Genomic DNA, 21,459 nt, shown 5'->3' with positions numbered 1-21,459 from the left:
TATTTCAACCTGCATCATTGCCAAACAAAGCTTTTGCTTCATTTGCATCATTCAAAATTTGTTTCTTTAGTGCCTCAAGTGACTCAAACGGATGTTCATCACGGATTTTAGCAACTAATTCAACTTCTACTCTTTTACTGTATAAATCACCATCGAAGTCAAATAAATGGACTTCTAATTGGCAAATTTGGCCGTCAACCGTCGGTCTAAAACCAACATTGGCAACGCCTTCATATATATCGCTATCATCCCAATACATTTTTACGGCAAACACCCCTCTTACGGGTGACACCTTTCTCTTTAATGCAATATTGGCAGTCGGAAAACCTATGGTTCTACCCAACTTTTGCCCATGTGCCACTCTACCCGTTAGCACAAAGGGATGACCTAATAATCTTCTTGCTTGCTCTAAATTACCTAGAGCAAGTTGTTCTCTAACTGCTGTCGAACTCACGCGTATCGAACCTAAAATGAAGCTTTGGGTACTCACAACAGTGAATCCAAACTTTTTGCCAGCTTCAAGTAGCATATCAAAGGTGCCAGCACGATTCTTACCAAAACAAAAATCATCACCGACAACAAGGTATTTAACCCCTAGTTTTTTTACTAGCAAATCTTCAATAAATTGCTCAGCTGGCTGATTAGCAAAACGACTATTAAAATTGACGCACAATAAACGGTCAATACTTAATTCATCAAGCAGGCTAATCTTATCGCGAAGCAAACTGATTCTTGCTGGAGCATCTTGCTGACGAAATAACTCTTGAGGTTGTGGCTCAAACGTCATAACAACTGCGGGCAACTGAAAGTGCTTAGCTTTATTAACTAAGTTATTAAGAACTTGCGCGTGGCCTCGATGCACACCATCAAAGTTACCAATAGTGAGCACGCACCCATGATGCGAAGGTAAAATATTGTGTATACCGCGGATTAATTCCATTACGCCAATTAACTGCAACTGTAAATCGGCTGATTATATACTAGATAGATTTGATTATCAGCACTCATGATTGACGTTTCATCTTCCAAGGTCTTAGCCCCATTATGACTAGGCTCAATAAATACACAACTGCGCCAGAAACAATCAGTTTTATAAGAGTCAATATCTTCATCATCATGTCCATTGCAAGCCACTCACTTTGAACAGGTAGTGTATTTAACAACAATACTGTCATAAGCCCTGTCGCAATAATCACTTTGATGAAAAATATGACAGTTGATTTCGTTATTCTATAAACACCAGCAATGTGTAGCCCACGGTATAACAATACTGCATTTAACAATGCTGATAATGACGTTGCAATTGCAAGCCCAACATATCCAAATGGAATGGCAAAAATAATATTGAAAACCATATTGCTTACCATGGCAATAATGCCGAATTTAACCGGCGTTTTTGTATCTTGACGAGAGTAATAACCTGGTGCTAATACCTTAATCATCATAAAGCTTAATAAACCACAGCCATAGGCCACTAAACTATATGAGGCCATCTCAACATCACTGACTGAAAAAGCGCCGCGCATAAATAGCACCATTAACATTGGCTGAGCCAATATGATAAGCCCAAGCATCGCGGGTGCGCCCAACAGCAAAATCGCTCTTACGCCCCAATCCATGGTCTCACTAAACCCAGTGCCTTTATCATCAACATGCTTTTTAGATAACGCAGGTAGAATCACAGTAGCAATGGCTATACCAAACAAACCAAGTGGAAACTCCAACAACCTATCAGAGTAATAAAGCCAACTAATAGAACCCGTCATTAAAAAAGACGCTATAAAGGTATCAAACAATAAATTGATTTGAGACACCGATACCCCAAACAAAGCAGGGATCATTAATGTTCTAATTTTAACAACACCAGGATGGTGCCAACCCCAACTTGGTTTTACTAAAGCATTCTCTTTTAGTAAAAATGGCAACTGAAACAAAAATTGTACTAAACCACCAAAAAATACCCCCCATGCTAGAGCCAGTTCAGGTTGCTCCATTGTTGGCGCAAAATATAATGCAGCAACAATAATGGTGATGTTTAAAAAAACTGGGGTAAAAGCAGAAACGGCAAACTTGCCTCGGGTATTTAAAATCGATCCCGCTAAAGCAGTTAACGTAATAAACCATAAATAAGGAAAGGTAATTTTCAACATTAATGAAGCGAGTTCAAATTTGCCTGCATCAGGTCCATCATTTAACCAGTCATAAAACCAACCACCAGCAAACAATGCAGCTAATAAAGGCGAAGCAATAACACCGATTAAAGTCACAATACTGACAATGCCACCTAAGGTACCAGCAACTTTAGCTAATAACTCACGAGTCTCTTCGGGTGTATTTTTTTGTTGGTATTCAGTTAATACAGGAACAAAAGCTTGAGCAAATGCACCTTCAGCAAACAGTCTACGTAAAAAGTTAGGTATTTTATTAGCAAAAATAAAGACATCTGCACTACTACCTGCCCCCATTAAATTCGCAATAACAACATCACGGATCAGGCCTAATACTCTTGATACCAAAGTCATCACACTGACTATTGCACCCGATTTTAATAACTTTTTACTCAAACAGCCTCCGAAGCAGCTTGCTATCGATATTTTAAACGTGGATATATCTCAAATTTTCCATTCTACTACTGTCTATGCGGTAGAAGAACTGTTAGAATGCGCCACATCTTACACGAGTTGGGTTGAAGATCACCGCGCAAGGTAGTTATATTTGTTTATTTGACGATATTTCTGCCATATTCATTGACAAAATGAATAAAAGCAGGCATATTCCTCGCCCTCAAAGTATTAATCCCAGTTTTAGGAGTTGCACCTTGGCTAATAGCAAGTCTGCAAAGAAGCGCGCGCTTCAATCTGAAAAACGTCGTCAGCATAATGCTAGTCGTCGTTCAATGTTACGTACATACGTTAAAAGAGTTATCGCTGCTATCCAAAGCGGTGACCACAAAGCGGCTACAGAAGCATTCGCAGCAGCACAACCGATTGTTGACCGTATGGCGACTAAAGGTCTTATTCACAAGAATAAAGCCGCTCGTCAAAAGGCACGTCTAAACACAAGAATCAAAGCACTTGCTGCTTAATCTCGTGATTTAGTTTTTAAAAAACCGACTTAGGTCGGTTTTTTTATATCTAAAATAAATGACTCACTCAACTTTGGCGCTATTTGAGTCTATCCCCACCCGATTACATCACTCTTAGCTCAAGCCTTCACTATTTTTAATACTTACATTCAGTGTAAACATATACAACTAGGCTTATTGCAAGCTAATAAACAACATTCAGGTCATGGCAACCCGTATTGGCTGCTAACGATATCCAGCTAAAACTCCCTTCAAAAATATTTACCGCAACAAAAAGCTTTCATGAGCCTTCTTGAAAGCAAAAAAAACGCCTTAACAGCACTTACCTAAGTAAGTAACTGACTAAGACGCTTTTAGCACTGAGCAGATACTAAGCCATTAGTGGCAATATAAGTTATCCAGTACTTTAATCAGCTCACGAACTTCATCACTTTTAAGTGAATAGAAAACAGTTTGAGCTTCTTTACGTGTACAAACGAGATTATCTTTTCTTAGCCAAGCTAAATGCTGCGATAATGCAGATTGGCTAAGGCCCAGTTTTTTGTTCATCTCACCAACGCACATTTCACCTTCATTAAGCAAATGACATAAAATAAACAATCGGCGTTCATTTGCTAGTGCTTTAAGCATTACTACAGCATGATCTGCACGCTGTTGCATTAATTCTATATTCATCACGCGCTTGGTTCTCCTCAATCATCTCCCTCGCTAATATAGCCTTCCCTAACAAATAGGGCAGCGACATGAAGCACACTTTTTGGTAGATTGTTTTTAAAAATGAGACTTAGCTAATAAAAATGAAGGAAACTCATGAAAAACTACAATAAGGCACTCTTTGCAGGAATGGTTTTTACTGCGTTGTCAGGATGTCAGAATCAAACTAATGATACCCAAGTAACTAAAATCGAGAACACTAAAGATAATGCGGTTAGTCAACAACTCGTCCTAAAAGCTTTAGATTCATCTTTAGGTTATGAAATCGTTGAATCACTAACAGTCGAAGTGGGCCCTCGATTAGCTGGTTCTGAAAAAGATATTATTGCCGTTGAATGGGCGATGGATAAACTGAAAAGTTTAGGGTTTGATAAAGTTTATAAAGAATCAGTTCAAGTCCCTGCGTGGTATAGAGGCAGTGCGAAAGCTTCAATCACAGCTCCCTATGAACAACCACTTGTTATTACTGCACTAGGAGGCAGTGTTTCAACGCCAGAAGAAGGCATACAAGCAAATATTGTACGCTTTGACACACTTGCCGATTTACAAGCGGCAGATCCTGAATTAGTCAAAGGTAAAATTGCATTTATCGACCATAAAACCGAGAGACATATTAGCGGTAAAGGCTACGGGAAATCGGTCGGAGGTCGTTCTAGAGGCGCTGTTGCTGCAGCAGAAAAAGGCGCTGTAGCTGTCGTTATTCGCTCAATTGGTACCGATCATGACCGCATGGCGCACACAGGTATGATGCGTTATAAAGATGGGGTGAAAAAAATTCCTGCCGCTGCGTTGTCAGCACCAGATGCTGATATGATTAATTCAATGCTCAAGCGTAATGACAATATCACCCTTTCACTTAACTTAACGTCGAAAAATTTGGGTGTAGCAACCTCTTACAATGTCATTGCTGAAGTCACTGGTAGCAGTAAGCCAGAAGAGATTGTATTAATCGGGGCACATCTTGACTCATGGGATGAGGGGACTGGCGCCATTGACGATGGTGCTGGTGTCGCCATTGTTACTGCAGCAGCTAAACTTATCCAGGATTTACCACAAAAACCTGCAAGAACGATAAGAGTTGTATTATATGCAGCTGAAGAAGTTGGCCTTGTCGGCGGTAAAGCGTACGTTAAACAGCATAGTGATGAGCTGGAAAAACATTATATTGCAGCAGAGTCAGACTTTGGCGCAGGTAGAATTTATCAAATCGATTTTAACGTTAACCCAAACGTATTTGAGCAAGTTCAACTTGAACATCAATCAATGACTATCAATGGTGTAAAACTTGGTAATAACAAAGCGTCAGGCGGCCCGGATGTCTCTATGATGCCAGGTTTAGGTGTGCCAGTGGCATCATTAAGGCAAGATGGTACTGACTACTTTGATTATCATCACACCCCTAACGACACGTTGGATAAAATCGATCCAAAAGCGCTTGCCCAAAATGTCGCTGCTTATGCTCAATTTGCGTATATCATGGCGCAATCGGAACTTGATTTACGCCCTTTAGCCAAAAAAGAACCCAAATAGCCTTTTAGCAAAACTGTTAGGCAATAAAAAAGCAGCGAAATCACTGCTTTTTTATTGTCTGTTCGTTTTAAAAAAAACGGTTAGCTAATCCAACAGTAAAAGGTTGATACTCAACCTCTAAACACGCTCTTCACGTAAGAATACAGGCACTGCAGGCGTTGATAATTCTTCGCTGTAATAATAACCATCAACATCAAATTGTTGTAACCCTGCTAACGATTTAATGTCATTTTCAATAATATACCTTGCCATCAAACCGCGCGCTTTTTTGGCATAAAAACTAATCACTTTATATTGACCATTTTTACAGTCTTTAAATGCTGGGGTAATCAGTGTTGCATTCAGCTTTTTAGGTTTTACCGCTTTAAAGTATTCGTTCGAAGCCAAATTAACAATGATATCGTCTTCTTGCTCAGCAACAGCCTGATTAATTTCATCGGTGATCACATCCCCCCAAAAAGCGTACAAGTTTTTACCTTTAGGGTTAACTAAACTCGTGCCCATTTCGAGGCGATAAGCTTGCATCAAATCAAGTGGCTTAAGTAAGCCATACAAACCTGACAAAATCCGCAAATGTTGTTGTGCTTTACTCACTTCTTTTTCAGACATTGAGTCAGCATCAAGCCCTGTATAAACGTCGCCACGAAAAGCAAACATCGCTTGCTTGGCATTGTCTAGGGTGAAGTTAGGTTGCCACTCGATGAACCTAGCTGCGTTTAAACCTGCAATTTTATCGCTAACTTTCATCAGCGAAGCAATATCTATAGGAGTCAACTCACGACACACATTAATTAATTGTTGGCTATGATCTAACAACGTCGGTTGTGTAAAAGACGTTGTGTTAGCCTTGGTTTCGAAGTCGAGAGTTTTTGCTGGAGAAACTAATACTAACATCGTTAACTATCCTATTAAGCCGTAAAGTACATTCTTTCAATTTGCCTCTATGATACTGGGCTAAATAAAAAAAACCATGCAATAAATGCATGGTTTTTTAGATTGCGCTAATAGAGTTTAAAAATCCCTAGCGAGGGTCAACTCTGTAGCCAATAACAAAGATGCCTATTTTGATGACTCAGCAGGCTTATTCTTCCAAATGCCGTCTTCTAACTGCTCTGCAAGCTCAGGGAACTTATCAGTATCAAACATCGGCTCTTCACCAGCTTTAATCTGTTGACGATAGTCATTAATCACACGAACAGCTAAACCTGATAATAATAGCAGTGCAATCATATTCACCAATGCCATTAAGCCCATCGACACGTCCGCTAAGTTCCAAACAATATTGATTTTTGCTACGGCGCCAAACATTACCATGCCAAGCACAACTAATCTGAAGATTGGTAATGCACCTTTCTTATTGCCAGATAAGAACATGACGTTAGTTTCAGCGTAAGAATAGTTAGCGATAATTGATGTAAAGCAAAACAGTAAAATAGCAAAAGCAATAAATGCTCCCCCCCAGTCACCAACATGCGATGACAGAGCGTTAATGGTTTTAGCAATACCATCGCCGCTCCCTGCTGCATCACCTGACAATAAAATAATTGCCGCTGTAGCAGTACAAATAACGATAGTATCAACGAATACACCCATCATTTGCACAAAGCCTTGCGATGCAGGATGGTTAGGATTTGGCGATGCGCTTGCCGCAATATTTGCAGCACTACCCATACCAGCTTCATTCGAGAATAATCCGCGCGCAATACCTGCTTGCATAGCTTGTGCAACACTATAAGCAACACCACCAGCAGCGGCTTCTTGCCAACCAAACGCACTGTTAATCACCAACATAAATACTGCAGGTAGTTGTTCGACATTCATCAATACAACCACTAATGCAATGGCGATGTAAGCTAATGCCATAACAGGTACAACAATCTCAGAAACTTTAGCGACTTTTTTAAGGCCACCCATAATCACTAAACCGCTTAATACAGCAATTGCCACACCCACATAAATCGGGTTCAAATCAAATACAGCAGTCATTGCACCAGTAATTGTATTAGCTTGTACTGCATTAAACACTAAACCAAAACAGATTATCAGTAGGATTGAGAATAGAATTCCCATCCAACGTTGGCCAAGTCCTTTCTCCATATAGTAAGAAGGACCACCGCGGTACTGACCGTCGACATCTTTTACTTTATAAACTTGCGCAAGCGTTGACTCAATCATTGCGGTTGCCATACCTAGCATCGCAATTGCCCACATCCAGAAAACTGCGCCGGGACCAGCTGCACCAATTGCAACAGCAACACCTGCCATATTACCGGCGCCGACACGGGCCGCCATACTGGTACAGAAAACTTGGAAAGAAGATAAACCATTGCGACCTGGACGGCGGCTAATGGATAAAATTTTGAGACCATGCGCAAAATGCGTAATTTGGATGAAGCCTAAGCGTACAGTAAAAAATAAACCTGCGCCTACTAGCCCATAAACTAACAATTTACCCCAGAGTAAATCGTTCATGAAATTCACAATCGTTTCTAACATTGCCATTTGCTTAAATTATTCCTTCGAATAACTTTATTTTGTAAAAAGTTGGCTTGTGATTAAGCATCAAAACAAACGCTTCGGACAAAATAAAATTATCGTATTATTTTAATAAGAGCACTCAAGTTCAATTCAGCAGGTATTTCATTTGCTTATCACATTGAATTTCAGTGAGCGAAATATTAGTTATTTATTATTTAGGATTTGATCGAGTTAACTTTACTTTTTTTAGGCACGAATGCCTAGCAAACTTTCTCAATTCTTATCGCTGATTTTTCGGTGCAAAAAATTAGCATAGAAGATCTGAACCAGCAGGTGATCAAGATCACACTTATCTAATTAGCAGCCTTTAGCTGCATCTCAAATAACAATCCTACGCCCTTCACACCCATAAGCTTTAACACAAAACCAACTTTAACCCATTTTAATTATAAAAATATTTAATAAAAAGTTAGACAAAGACCACATTATTGCAACCAAAATAAGAATACAGTGTTCTCATTAAGAATTAAATCAACTTAAATCTTCAAAATACTGAGGTCACTATGACACAAGCAAATGAAATCACTTCGCTGAAAAAATTTGTTAGAGCAACGAACTTCCTTGCCACATCTCAAATCTACCTAAAACAAAATGTATTGTTCAAAAGAGCATTACAGCATGATGATATTAAGCCAAGACTGCTCGGCCATTGGGGCACTTGCCCAGGTATTAACTTCGTATACGCCAACGTCAATCGCCTCATTGTTAAACATCAAAGAGATTTCATCTACTTGGTTGGCCCAGGTCATGGCTTCCCTGCTGTACAAGCTAACCTTTTTGTAGAAGGCTCATTAAGCCACTTTTATCCAGAAACCATTCCTTATAATGAATCTGGCATTGAAGATATCTGTAAAAAATTCTCAGCAGCTTATGGCTACCCTTCTCATGCTAACCCTGAAGCACCAGGTCAAATCCTTGAAGGCGGTGAGTTAGGTTACTCGCTCTCTGTCGCATGGGGCTCAGTGCTTGATAATCCAAATCTTATCGCAGCATGCTTAGTCGGTGATGGTGAGTCAGAAACAGGTCCATTAGCTGCATCTTGGTATGCTAACCGACTTGTAGATCCTGCAACCAATGGCGCAGTACTTCCTATTGTTCATATCAACGGTTACAAGATATCTGGTCCTACTCGCATGGGACGTATGGATCACGAAGAACTTGATCTTGAGTTTCGTGGCTTAGGTTATCACCCAATTATTGTCGATGATGAGCTTGAAGAAGATGTCTTTGTGCAAATGGCAAATGCAATGGATCTGTCTTATGAAATGATCAATGACATTCAAATTCGCGCAAGAAATGGCGAAGATGTCTGCAAACCACGTTGGCCTGTTATTTTAATGCGAACAGCTAAAGGCTGGACTGGCACTGCTGAACACGGTGGTAAAAAGCTTGAAGGTAACTGTGAGTCGCATCAAGTCATCGTTAATAAATGCGCAACGGATCCAAGCCATCTTCAAGCATTGAATGACTGGCTAGAGAGTTATAAGTTTGATGAGTTATGTGACATCAATGCTGATGGACAAATTAGCTTCGATAAAGATATTCAATCGCTTATACCACCTAAGCACTTATGTTGCGGTAGACAGCATCTAAGTTACGGCGGAGAAGTTGTACGTGCTCTAGCGCAACCTGACTTAAAACAATTGAGCTATGGGCCAGAAACACCACGAGGCACTCGAGGTGTATCTATGTACAAAATGGGTGAATGGATGCGTGATGCGTTCAAATTAAACCGTGATCAACGTAATTTACGTATCTTCAGCCCTGATGAAACCTACTCAAACCAGCTTCAAGCTGTATTTGAAGAAACAGACCGTGCTTGGCAATGGCCAATTAAGAGCTGGGATCAAGATATGGCAAGAGACGGTCGTGTCATCGAATTACTGTCAGAAAACTTGTTATTCGGCATGATGCACGGTTATACCGTAACAGGTCGCCATGCAATGTTCCCAACCTATGAAGCCTTCTCACAAGTTGTGTCTTCAATGGCAGATCAATACTGTAAATATGTATATGCAAGCCAAGGGGTTCATTTCCGCAAACCTGTGCCTTCTTGTAACGTTGTGTTGTCTTCTTTATTAGAACGTCAAGACCATAATGGCTACTCTCATCAGAACCCATCCTTCCTAGGGGCAATGTTAGAGAAACACCCTGATATTATTTCAGCATACTTACCTGCAGATGGTAACTCGACTCTGACGTACACAGAGCGCGCTTATGAAGATCGCGACAAGTTAAACATCTTAGTTGCAGGTAAAAAAGAACTACCACAATGGCTATCGTTAGATGAAGCACGTAAGCAAACTCAAGACGGTGTCATGGTTTGGGATTTTGCATCGGATGAGAATCCAGATGTGGTTCTAGCTGGCTGCGGGGATTATGTCACCCAGGAATGTATGGCATCTTTAGTACTTATCCGTGAGCTATTACCTCGAGTTCGAATTCGTTTTGTCAGTGTAACTGAACTCAATAGTAATGGTTTAGGTAGTCGAGACTTCCAAGCTAAACCTTGGATGATGGATGAAATATTTACTGAAGATAAAGGCGTGGTATTTAACTACCATGGTTACCCAAATACCATCAAGAAACTTGTATTTGATTATAAAGGTAGTCGCCGCTTTAGAATCAAAGGCTACGAAGAAGAAGGTTCTACTACGACACCATTTGACATGGGTGTCCGTAATGGCACCTCACGTTATCATTTAGTGATAGATATGGCTTACAAGCTATTCCAACAAGGTGTAATTGATGAAACACAGCACGTCGCCATCACAACCGATATGTTACAACGCTTAGTTGAGCACCGTAACTACATCAAAGCAAATGGTGTAGACCCTCAAGAAATTGAAAACTGGGTATGGACTCGATAACGGTTAGTAGATAACGATAACTCGACTAGGATATAAAGCGCCATTTGGCGCTTTATATCCTCAAATTTTATTTACCTCACCTCAAGTGCGTCACTTCGAGCAAACTACACAATTGTTAAAAAGCACACCTCACTTGCAACATTCTTACGAACTCCCCCCCCTTAAAACAGCCCAAAAAGCAAAGATTGTTAAATTAATACCAACATTGTTCTTTATTACTATGGAAAACCATTGAAATTACGACGATAATTAGCACGCTGACAAAAACATAATAGGAACACCACATAAGCGTCAGCGACACTTGTATCAAACAAATCATTTACATGTGTTTTGGTGGAGTAAAATAACAATGGACTTATACATGATGAAGAACACATTAAAAGTAGTATTACTCACCTCATTGTTACCTTTTGCTGCTTCAGCAGAGCAAGAGTTAACACCGTGGTATGTTGGTGGTGGTCTTGGTGTTAATAATTACGAACCAAACTGCGATCAAAAAACAATGAAAGTATGTGGTGAAGACGACCCTTATGCATGGGATGTTTTCGGTGGTTACTTATTCAATGATTACTTTGGTGTTGAACTCGGTTACCGTGATTTAGGTCGCGCAGAATGGACTGACTACAGCAACAAACGTAATGATGTTGGCGCTAGAGGCATGGCGTTAGGCTTAGTCGGTTTTTATCCATTTGCTGATAAGTGGAGTTTATCGGCTGAAGCTGGTGCGATGAATTACCTTATCTCAAACAAGAAAAACTATAATACTGAATATTATAGTGACAGTGGTATAGCACCATACATAGGTGCAGGTATTGGATATAACTTTACTGATAACTTAAAGTTACAAGCTAAATATCGCCGCTACGAAAACTTAGATGACGATAAATACAATACCCTTGATATGGAAAGTAATTACTGGGGTCTTGAATTAAGCTATCGTTTCGGTGTTGATAAACCCGCTCCAGCGCCTGTCGTTGCACCGGTTGTTGCTGCACCAATTGATTCTGATAACGATGGCGTGACAGACGATATGGATAAATGTCCAGACACCCCATCGACTCACAAAGTAGATGCCCAAGGTTGTACTATTTATGAAGATGCACCTATTTCATCTCGTATGGAAGGTGTTTATTTTGATAATGATTCTGCAGTATTAAAACCTGAATCATACACTCGTCTAGAAAAAGGCGCTAAATACTTAAAAGATAATCCGCACACAACTGCTGTGATTGAAGGTCATGCATCGTTAGTTGGTAATGCTGATTATAATATGGATTTATCTGAGCGCCGCGCACAAGCTGTTGTTGACGCTTTAGTTGAAAAATACGGCATTGACGCAAGTCGATTAAAAGCCGTTGGTTTTGGTGAAGACAATCCAATTATGGAAGGAACATCACCTGAAGCTAACAAACAAAACCGTCGTATTGATGCTGTAGTAAGTGGTGCAGAGAAACGCCCTGTACTAAAATAAGTACCAAAGCTTAATTAGCCCAAATAAAAGTCGCTGCTTGCAGCGACTTTTTAATTTTGAAAGAAAAGTGACATATTTAAAAACCACAGCAGCAAAGGGATGTTATCGGTAACAATTGTTTTTCATCATTATTTTTTATCTAAATGGCTAATAAATCAGGTATTAAATAACAAGATTTCATGTCTAGTTGCTCAAAAATTACTTTTTTATGTAATTTTTTTACAAATACAGTTGGAAAATACAGTAAAATCGCTTCTAATAACCGCATTCAACAAAACAACTTTGTTACTTGAGAGGGAAATTTCCATGGCGAACACGTTAGCTCAACTTAAAGCACTGACAACTATTGTTGCAGACACTGGCGACATCGAAGCAATCAAACGTTACCAACCTGAAGATGCGACAACAAACCCTTCTCTGATCTTAAAAGCAGCTCAGATACCTGAGTACGCACCACTAATTGATGATGCTATTAATTGGGCTAAAGCTCAGTCAAATGATGTAGCGCAACAAGTAGAAGACGCAGGCGATAAATTAGCAGTTAATATCGGCATTGAAATTCTTAAAATTGTCCCAGGCCGTATTTCGACAGAAGTTGATGCTCGCCTTTCATTTGATAAAAATGGTTCAATTGAAAAAGCACATAAGTTAATCAAGCTTTATAAAGATGCTGGTATCGATAAATCTCGTATTCTTATTAAACTTGCATCAACGTGGGAAGGTATTTGCGCAGCAAAACAACTTGAACAAGAAGGCATCAACTGTAACTTAACTTTACTATTTAGTTTCGCTCAAGCACGTGCATGTGCTGAAGCCGGTGTTTACTTAATCTCACCTTTCGTTGGTCGTATTTTAGATTGGTATAAAAAAGACACAGGTCAAGATTACACTGCTGAGACCGATCCAGGTGTTGTATCAGTAACCGACATTTACAATTACTACAAGCGTCATGGGTATAATACCGTTGTTATGGGCGCAAGCTTCCGTAACATTGGCGAGATCATCGAACTTGCTGGTTGTGACCGCTTAACCATTGGGCCTGCATTACTTGAAGAGCTTGCTAATAGCGATGCAGCTATCACACAAAAGTTAGCACCAGCTACGTCAATTGAAGCAGCCCCAACCCCACTTACTGAAGAACAATTCCGCTGGGAATATAATCAAGATCCAATGGCTGTAGATAAATTAGCAGAAGGCATTCGTAACTTTGCCATTGACCAAGGGAAACTTGAAGTCATGTTAAACGAGAAGCTAGGCTAATTAATTAATCAATGGAGTGATTTGCATGACCCATTTAACTCAGAGTAATACCTGGCAGCAGTTAATTCAAAATGCATCTGTATTGCCTCATATGCGCGAACTTTTTGCTCAAAACCCACAAAGGTTTGAGCAACTCAGTGTTAAGGACTGTGGTTTATTACTAGATTATTCTAAAAACCGCATTAATGATGAAACCTTATCTTTGCTGTTCAAATTAGCTAAAGAAGCTAACCTAAGCGATAAGATTGCAGCCATGTTTAATGGCGACATTATTAATAACACAGAAGGCCGTGCAGTACTTCATACGGCACTTCGCAGTAAGCCTGAACAGGTAATAATGGCTGAAGGCAAGAATATCGTACCTGAAGTACAGCAGACACTGGCTAAAATGCAGCAGTTTGTTGAATCAGTGCAAGATGGCCACTGGAAGGGTTATACCGGTAAAACCATTACTGATATTGTCAGCATTGGTATTGGCGGCTCCTTTTTAGGTCCAAAAATTGTCTCTCAAGCATTACGCCCGTACTGGGTTAAAGGTCTTAATTGTCATTTTGTTGCCAATGTTGATGCCACCTCTATCTGTGAAAAGTTAAAAGGTTTAGATGCAGAAAAAACCCTGTTTGTTATGTCATCTAAATCATTTGGCACTCAAGAAACCTTAACCAACACGCTTAGCGCTAAAGATTGGTTCTTGGCGAATGGTGGCTCGCAGACTGATGTTGCAAAACACTTTGTTGCAGTGACTTCAAACGTCGATAAAGCCACAGAATTCGGTATTGACGCTGAAAACATTTTCCCTATGTGGGACTGGGTTGGCGGTCGTTATTCATTATGGTCAGCAATTGGCTTACCCATTGCCTTGCTAGTCGGCTTCGACAACTTTACACAGTTACTAGACGGTGCTCATCAGATGGATACACATTTTGCTCATACACCACTTGAGCAAAATATGCCTGTCATTATGGGCATGCTATCAGTGTTATATGGCAACTTCCATGATGCGCAATCTCATGTGGTATTAACCTATGACCATTACCTGCGTGGTTTACCGGCTTACTTCCAGCAACTTGATATGGAAAGTAATGGTAAATCAGTCATGCTAGATGGTACTCAAGTTGACTTTAGTACTGGTCCGGTAATTTGGGGCGGTGAAGGCACCAATGGTCAACATGCTTATCACCAATTACTGCATCAAGGCACTGCACTCATTCCTGCTGACTTTATTATGCCGCTTCAAAGCCATAATCCGTTAGGTGAACATCATAACCAACTTGCTTCTAACTGCTTTGGACAAACCCAAGCATTAATGCAAGGGCGCACGTATGATGAGGCATACGCTGAACTTGCAGAGAAAGATATGCCAGAAGCAGAAAAAAGCCTTATTTCACAGCACAAAGTCATGTCAGGCAATAAGCCTAGCAACACATTATTAATGGATAAGCTAACCCCTACCACTTTAGGTGCTTTAATCGCACTTTATGAGCATAGAACCTTTGTTCAAGGTGCTATTTGGCAAATTAACTCTTTTGATCAATGGGGAGTTGAACTTGGTAAGGTACTTGGAAATGACGTTCTTGATAGGATTGGAGCTGAAAAAGACGCTTCAGAGCTAGATTGTTCGAGTAATGCATTAATTAATTTATATCGACAAGGTCAGATATAAAACCTAAAAAAGCCAGCATAAGCTGGCTTTTTTATTCCCTCTTATTTCTTCACATAGCACAAGTCACTAAATTAGCCAGTAAAGCTTCATTAAATTGTCAGCCCGCATTAACAAAAATGAAACAAAGCTATTGCACAATAGCGATGAAATATGATACTTATTTGCATAGAGACATCATAATAACAAGGGAGGTTTACCATGGATCGTTTAGACTATGGTGGTGCGCTAGACCAAGTTGTTGAAAGACCAACTCGCTCAAAAAGCTCAAACAAAAAACGTAAATGGCGGGAGATAGAAGCGTTAAAGGACAAACAGCGTCTACTCAAAGAACTTCAAGACATTGATACAAGTTTTGATTTTGATTTTGAAACAATGCCATTATAAGCATTAAAACTAATTGAATAGTTATTCATAAATCAAAAAATAAAAAGAGCGCATATAGCGCTCTTTTTTTGTTTCATTTAGTTAACATTTCAAGCTAAGCCTATGTGCGCTTTTAAATCTTCAAAGATACTTTCATCATTGTCACTAAATAAAGGATCATCCACTAATTGCTTTTCACATTGAGATTTAATCGTATCCCAGTCCTGTGCGGTGAGTTGTTTTGCAAATAAAGGAAACAATTCACTTTCTTCGTAATGCATATGGCTACGCTGAATATCGACATAAGCTTGCAAATCTGTCACTAACTTTTCACGAGAAATAACCACATCAGATAGAATAAGGTTCAAGCTATACATTAATGCACCCGAATACTCAGCAAGCTTTGTGTGTTCTTCGTGTAGTTGAGTATTACAGGGGCTAGAAAATTGTTTAACAAAGTAATTGTAAGTGATGTCTTCTAAAGGGTGATGACTATGCTCAGCATAGACTTGCATATATTCGACAACATCTCTAATCAACGAAAAGTTAACCGCTTCACCTTGGGAAAGTTTGTGATTTTTTTTAGCTAATACATCAAGTAAAACTGCAATATGCTTATGATCATTCATTAGCCTTTTCAATATCATTTTATCCATAACCACAATTCCTTCATGTATATAGATTAATCACACTTCGAGTATTTACAATCTACACTAGTGGTTGAATTCTTGTTATGACGAAGATCATAAAATAAATGATTGTAATAAACCCCTTTAAAAGCAATGAAAAAGCATATTCCTGAGCAATTTTTACCATAAAAAAGCACCTTTACGGTGCTTTATAGCTTTAAGCCCTACTCGTTAATTTAAGGTTTTAAATAAGTGTGCTTTTAATTGCTCAAAGTCAGGCGCTAGTTCCGCTGACAATATAGGTTTATTAACCACCGCCTCAAGTTCTACAGGTAAAGGAAGGTTAATATGTAATTGCTCATCCACAACATCCTTAAACTTAGCAGGGTGAGCTGTGCCTAAAAATATGCCTGTTTCGTTAGCCTCAAGCTCATCTGTCAAAGCTTGAGCCGCAATCGCAGCGTGTGGCTCTGATTGGTAGCCTAATTGGTATAAGTCACTTAACGCTTTGCTGGTTTGCAATTCCGTTAACGCTACGCCTGTTATCGATGATAATGGCCACCCCATTGTTTCGCATATTGCTTCAACTCTTGGCCAATTTGATGGTTCAGATACATCCATAGCATTAGACATCGTCGCAACAGTCGCATTTGGCGCCCAATCACCAGCTGATAAATAACGAGGAACGGTATCATTTGAATTGGTTGCAGCGATAAAGCGCTTGATAGGTAAGCCCATCGCTTTTGCAAATAATCCAGCAGTTAAATTACCAAAATTACCACTAGGTACTGATACTACAATCTCGTCATTACCTTTTTGCTTTGCTTGTGCAACCGCTTCAAAGTAATAACAAATCTGTGCTAATAAACGACTGATGTTAATTGAATTAGCGGAGTTTAAATGTAGCCCATCACGAACATCACTATCATCAAATGCTTGTTTTACCAGGGTTTGACAGGCATCAAAATCAGCAGTTACCGCAACAGTATGAATATTGCGCCCCAATGTAGTGAACATTTTTTCTTGTAGCTCACTGATTTTGCCTTTTGGGTACATCACCACAACTTGTACGGCATCTAAGCCATAAAAAGCATCTGCCACTGCCGCGCCGGTATCTCCAGAAGTCGCCGTTAAAATCGTTAACTTTTTATCACCAGCAAGTAAATTAACGCACTGGGCCATAAAGCGTGCACCAAAATCCTTAAATGCTAAGGTTGGTCCATGAAACAATTCTAAACAAGCGCGTTTATCATCAGCAGCAACTAACGGCGCTTCAAAAGTAAATGCATTCTCAACTAACTTATCAACACTTGCTTGACCGATTTCATCAGCGAGCCAAGCGCCCAGCACTTTCTTGCTTCGCTCAACAAAAGGAAGCTGTAGCAGCTCATCAATATTCGATATTGTTGGTATTGATTTAGGGAAAAACAACCCTCTATCCTTTCCAAGTCCAAGTTGCACCGCTTCACTGAAACTGACCACTTGAGAAGGATGTTTTAAATTATATAATTCCATTTTGGTACGCCTATACAATAATAATTGAGTTACACACGACGGGTGCCAGCATCGTCGAGTTGGCAGACATGGGCAAAACCACCAGCCTGTGATAAATAATGTTTCTCAAGCCACGATTTAGCTTGCTCTGCAACGGCTAAATTATCGGTCACAGAAAATAAAGTCGGCCCACTGCCTGAAATACCTGTTGTTAGCATACCCAGCTCAGCTAATGCCTCTCTTGCTGCTGTATAGCCGGGAATAGCACTGGCACGATACGGCTCAGCCATAACATCTTTTAGCACACTGATGGCTAATGAGGCGTCTTGCTGATAGCTTGCATGAACAAAAGCACTAAGGTGTCTTGCAAAGTCAATCGCCACGGACTTGTCATATTGCTCGGGTAATAGCGCTCGCATTTTAGCCGTCGACAATGAAATCCCTGGATAAGCAACAACCCAATACCATTGTTTAAAGCCAGGGATCGTTGCGCAGACCTGTTGTGGGGTATTCAACATGAGCTGCATTCCACCTAAATAACACGGTGSCACATTATCAAAGTGAACACTGCCAGAAATCATACCTTCAAACTCACCCATTAATAATAACAAGGCTTGCTGGTCAAACGGTTGTTCAAAGTGTTCATTAAGCGCATACAAAGCGGCAACTACTGAACTGGCACTCGAGCCTAATCCACTGCCGACTGGTAAGTTTTTTTCGAGCCTAATAGCAACACCTTGTTGAATAGCTAGCTTTTCAAGAAAAAATTCAGCGCACTGATAGACTATATTGTCTTTTCCATCTGCAGGTAACTTATCTGCCCAAGCCCCTGTTTGAGAGTAATGTACACCAGACTCTGCTGACTCAATCATCACTCGGTCACCAAGTAAACTTCCATCAATTGGAGCAAGTGCAGCCCCAAGTAAGTCATAGCCGACACCGACATTCCCCATAGATGCTGGTGCATAAACTGTTATGCTCATAGCCCAACCTCTCGTGTCCAATTAAGCGTTCTTAATACGTCTGCAAATGCGCCTGCAGCTGTCACATCAGTTCCAGCGCCATAGCCTCTTAGCACAAATGGGATAGGCTGATAGTATTGGCTGTAAAATGCTAAGGCGTTTTCGCCGCCTTTAACACTGTAAAGTGGATCACTTGAATCCACTTCAGCAATACGTACATAGCACTTTCCATCTTCAATTTGACCAACATAACGCAGTAACTTACCTGCAGCTTTTGCTGTTTCAACTCGCGCACTCACTTCAGCATCAAGTTTAGGAAGGTTTGCCATAAAGGTGTCGATATCCCCTGATGCATCGAAAGATGCAGGTAATACTGACTCTACGATGACATCATCTAGCTCAAGTTCCATGCCCACTTCACGCGCCAAAATTAAGACTTTTCGTGCGACATCCATACCACTTAAATCTTCACGAGGATCAGGTTCAGTAAAGCACTTTTCACGAGCAATCGACGTGGCTTCAGATAGACTCATGCCTTCATCTAGCATGCCAAAGATATAAGATAATGAACCAGATAATATGCCATTAAATCGTTGCAATTTATCACCTGCAAATAACAGCTTTTTCAAGTTATCAATAACAGGAAGCCCTGCACCGACTGTTGTCTCATATAAAAACTGACGACGTTGCAACAACGCTGTGCTTCGCAATTGTTGATAATATTGATAATCACGAGTGTTGGCTTTTTTATTTGGGGTAACAACATGAAAACCAGCGTTCATTGCATCGACGTATCTGTCTGAAACCAACTCACTTGAAGTACAATCCACTAACACAGGATTAAGTAATTGCTGCTCTTTACCCCAAGCAAACAAAGCGGGTAGATCATAACTTGTTTGACAATCAGCGAGTAAAGCTTGCCAATGAGTTAAATCAACACCGTCACTGTTTAACAACATTTTACGAGAATTAGCGATGCCACACACTCGCATTGTGATGTGCTGCTCTTTCAGCATTTGAGCTTGTTGGTGAATTTGCGCTAATAAACCCGCTCCCACATTGCCCGCCCCGACGAGGAACACATCAAGATATTGTTGAACATCGAAAAAAGCTTGATGACAAGCTGCAATAGCATGCTTAGTTTTACGTTGTTCAATCACAGTCGAGATTGAACGCTCAGATGAGCCTTGTGCAATCGCTACGATGTTCACACTGGCTTTGGCTAACGCACTAAAGAACTTCGCCGCCGCTCCTTTATGAGTTTTCATGCCATCGCCAATTAATGAAACAATCGCTAAATGTTGTCTAAGCTCGATTGGTTCAAGTAGCTCTGACTGGATTTCTAACTCAAACTCAAGCTCAAGCGCTTGTTTGGCCTTTTCAGCTTCATCTGTATTAACACAAAAACTAATGCTGTATTCAGATGAGCTTTGCGTGATCAAAGAGACAGAAATACCACTGCGAGAGATGGCATCTAATGTCCGGCTGGCCATACCAACCATGCCTTTCATTCCCGGGCCAGAGATATTAAACATCGTCTGATCATCAAGGTTTGAAATAGCCTTAACTTGCAATCCGGTCTTGTCAGCCTCGTTCGACACTAAAGTGCCAGGCGCAGAAGGATTAAAACTATTTTTGATATAACAAGGGATATGATACTGAGCTATCGGTGCAATGGTTTTAGGGTGCAAAACTTTGGCACCAAAGTACGACAGCTCCATGGCTTCTTGATAACTTAACTGTTCAAGTAACTTAGCATCGGCAACAACGCGCGGATCAGTATTATAAACACCATCGACATCAGTCCAAATTTCACAACTTGATGCATCTATGCATGCAGCCAAAACTGCAGCTGAATAGTCTGAGCCATTTCGGCCTAAAGTGACCGTTTTACCTGACTCATTTGCCGCAGTAAACCCAGGCATAATCCAAACTCTTGCCTCTTCTAAATTTAATGCAGCAAAACGTTGTTTACTTGCTTTAATATCAACAACTGACTCTAAAGGCTTACCATGAGCTAAAAAAAGCTGCCTAGGATCAAACTGTGCAGCAGTCAACGATTTAGCCTTCATTACCTGCTCCATTAACGCAGCAGAAAGACGCTCACCCGATACGACAACTTGCGCCCTTACATGGTCAGGACATTCATTCAACAAGGCGATTCCAGTTAATTTATCCTTCCAATCCGCCAGTTGCATTACTAACTTTTCATCTAAAACTTGTTTCTGCTCAGCAGAAATAAGCGTCTGTGCAGCATTGGAAAATAACCCTATAAACACCTGCTCAATCTGAGTTAACGTCGCGCTGTAGTCCTTACCTTGCTGCGCTAAATCCACTAATTCTAATAGTCCATTAGTCACTGTTGCAGGCGCAGACAAGACTGTTGCAACAGACTCCTGAGCCGATGACTGCTCAATAATATCTGCCGCCATGAGAAAACGTTGCCAATTGGCTAACGAGGTGCCGCCAAACTTCATTACTTTCATTTTATTACTCCATTAACTCGTTAGCTTTAGCTAAATTTATTCATAATTTATGCATAGAAACAAAAAAGCCCGCTTCTTTGTGGGAAGCGGGCTTTCGATAAAATCTTTAGGGTGTACTTAGCCCGCCCCCACAATAGTAATTGTGGTGGTTGTAGTAATAATGGTAGCTACAACATAGTGATGGACATTCATTCGAACACTCTACTTATTTAAAATTTGTTTTTTTTGTACTATTTTTGCTATTAAATTGAAAAAAAACAATGCAATTAACACGAGCAAATATGTACTTGTTTTGAATTAATAACAGAATTGCTTTTTTTGCCCTCTGTTGTCAACCCCTAATAAAGCTTTATTTTTAACCGCTTATTCCAGATTGTTCTAATATCGTTGAGAA

At 40.2% G+C, this 21,459-nt stretch carries 16 protein-coding genes; 7 read left to right on the top strand and 9 right to left on the bottom strand.

Translation table 11 applies throughout. The features are described from left to right. Positions 1–4: 4 nt before the first annotated feature. Together ribF and murJ are read right to left on the bottom strand one after the other, a co-directional pair. A complete protein-coding gene (gene ribF / locus A9267_RS10080; RefSeq protein ID WP_065109055.1) occupies positions 5–940 on the bottom strand; it encodes a bifunctional riboflavin kinase/FAD synthetase in 936 nt (311 codons plus the stop codon). 64 nt (positions 941–1,004) lie between these two features. Continuing rightward, positions 1,005–2,564 (bottom strand): murein biosynthesis integral membrane protein MurJ, encoded by a 1,560-nt coding sequence (murJ, locus tag A9267_RS10075; protein WP_065109054.1) that lies wholly within the window; start codon positions 2,562–2,564, stop codon positions 1,005–1,007. Positions 2,565–2,818: 254 nt separating this feature from the next. On the opposite strand from murJ, the gene rpsT reads away from it, so the two are divergent. Then, on the top strand, positions 2,819–3,085 hold the full coding sequence (gene rpsT, locus A9267_RS10070) for a 30S ribosomal protein S20 (protein ID WP_055025630.1): 267 nt from the start codon (positions 2,819–2,821) through the stop codon (positions 3,083–3,085). A 378-nt stretch (positions 3,086–3,463) separates the two neighbouring features. Here the strand turns inward: rpsT and A9267_RS10065 are convergent, their stop codons facing one another. After that, a complete protein-coding gene (locus tag A9267_RS10065; RefSeq protein WP_055025629.1) occupies positions 3,464–3,760 on the bottom strand; it encodes an ArsR/SmtB family transcription factor in 297 nt (98 codons plus the stop codon). A 135-nt stretch (positions 3,761–3,895) separates the two neighbouring features. On the opposite strand from A9267_RS10065, the gene A9267_RS10060 reads away from it, so the two are divergent. After that, entirely contained in the window at positions 3,896–5,329 is a 1,434-nt protein-coding gene (locus A9267_RS10060) for a M28 family metallopeptidase (RefSeq protein ID WP_065109053.1), read from the top strand. A gap of 117 nt (positions 5,330–5,446) precedes the next feature. Here A9267_RS10060 and yaaA read toward each other — a convergent pair whose 3' ends face one another. Together yaaA and A9267_RS10050 are read right to left on the bottom strand one after the other, a co-directional pair. Then, positions 5,447–6,223, bottom strand: coding sequence for a peroxide stress protein YaaA (gene yaaA, locus A9267_RS10055; RefSeq protein ID WP_065109052.1), 777 nt, complete (start codon positions 6,221–6,223; stop codon positions 5,447–5,449). Positions 6,224–6,388: 165 nt separating this feature from the next. Continuing rightward, the gene (locus A9267_RS10050) at positions 6,389–7,825 is read right to left on the bottom strand and encodes an alanine/glycine:cation symporter family protein (RefSeq protein WP_055025660.1); all 1,437 of its coding nucleotides are present in this window, start codon (positions 7,823–7,825) and stop codon (positions 6,389–6,391) included. Between the two features lie 545 nt (positions 7,826–8,370). Between A9267_RS10050 and A9267_RS10045 the strand changes: the two genes are divergently transcribed. The 5 genes from A9267_RS10045 to A9267_RS10025 all read left to right on the top strand — a co-directional run bounded on the left by A9267_RS10045 (position 8,371) and on the right by A9267_RS10025 (position 15,515). Then, a complete protein-coding gene (locus A9267_RS10045) occupies positions 8,371–10,737 on the top strand; it encodes a phosphoketolase family protein (RefSeq protein ID WP_065109051.1) in 2,367 nt (788 codons plus the stop codon). A gap of 361 nt (positions 10,738–11,098) precedes the next feature. Beyond that, on the top strand, positions 11,099–12,208 hold the full coding sequence (locus A9267_RS10040; protein WP_065109050.1) for an OmpA family protein: 1,110 nt from the start codon (positions 11,099–11,101) through the stop codon (positions 12,206–12,208). 306 nt (positions 12,209–12,514) lie between these two features. Beyond that, on the top strand, positions 12,515–13,468 hold the full coding sequence (gene tal, locus A9267_RS10035; protein WP_065109049.1) for a transaldolase: 954 nt from the start codon (positions 12,515–12,517) through the stop codon (positions 13,466–13,468). Between the two features lie 25 nt (positions 13,469–13,493). After that, a complete protein-coding gene (gene pgi / locus A9267_RS10030) occupies positions 13,494–15,131 on the top strand; it encodes a glucose-6-phosphate isomerase (protein ID WP_065109048.1) in 1,638 nt (545 codons plus the stop codon). Between the two features lie 198 nt (positions 15,132–15,329). After that, on the top strand, positions 15,330–15,515 hold the full coding sequence (locus tag A9267_RS10025; RefSeq protein WP_055025622.1) for a DUF3545 family protein: 186 nt from the start codon (positions 15,330–15,332) through the stop codon (positions 15,513–15,515). Positions 15,516–15,604: 89 nt separating this feature from the next. Here the strand turns inward: A9267_RS10025 and A9267_RS10020 are convergent, their stop codons facing one another. The 4 genes from A9267_RS10020 to thrA all read right to left on the bottom strand — a co-directional run bounded on the left by A9267_RS10020 (position 15,605) and on the right by thrA (position 21,065). Beyond that, the gene (locus tag A9267_RS10020; RefSeq protein ID WP_065109239.1) at positions 15,605–16,138 is read right to left on the bottom strand and encodes a hemerythrin domain-containing protein; all 534 of its coding nucleotides are present in this window, start codon (positions 16,136–16,138) and stop codon (positions 15,605–15,607) included. A gap of 216 nt (positions 16,139–16,354) precedes the next feature. Then, positions 16,355–17,638, bottom strand: coding sequence for a threonine synthase (gene thrC / locus A9267_RS10015; protein WP_065109047.1), 1,284 nt, complete (start codon positions 17,636–17,638; stop codon positions 16,355–16,357). Between the two features lie 29 nt (positions 17,639–17,667). Continuing rightward, entirely contained in the window at positions 17,668–18,600 is a 933-nt protein-coding gene (gene thrB, locus A9267_RS10010) for a homoserine kinase (protein WP_065109046.1), read from the bottom strand. Further along, positions 18,597–21,065 carry a bifunctional aspartate kinase/homoserine dehydrogenase I gene (gene thrA, locus A9267_RS10005; protein WP_065109045.1) on the bottom strand — a complete coding sequence of 823 codons (2,469 nt, stop codon included), beginning with the start codon at positions 21,063–21,065 and terminating at the stop codon, positions 18,597–18,599. The genes thrB and thrA overlap by 4 nt, the downstream gene beginning before the upstream one ends. Positions 21,066–21,459 lie beyond the last annotated feature (394 nt).

Origin of the sequence: Shewanella sp. UCD-FRSSP16_17 (genome assembly GCF_001675935.1) — a bacterium.
GTDB classification, from domain to species: domain Bacteria; phylum Pseudomonadota; class Gammaproteobacteria; order Enterobacterales; family Shewanellaceae; genus Shewanella; species Shewanella japonica.
This window is presented reverse-complemented; position numbering and strand designations above follow the sequence as displayed.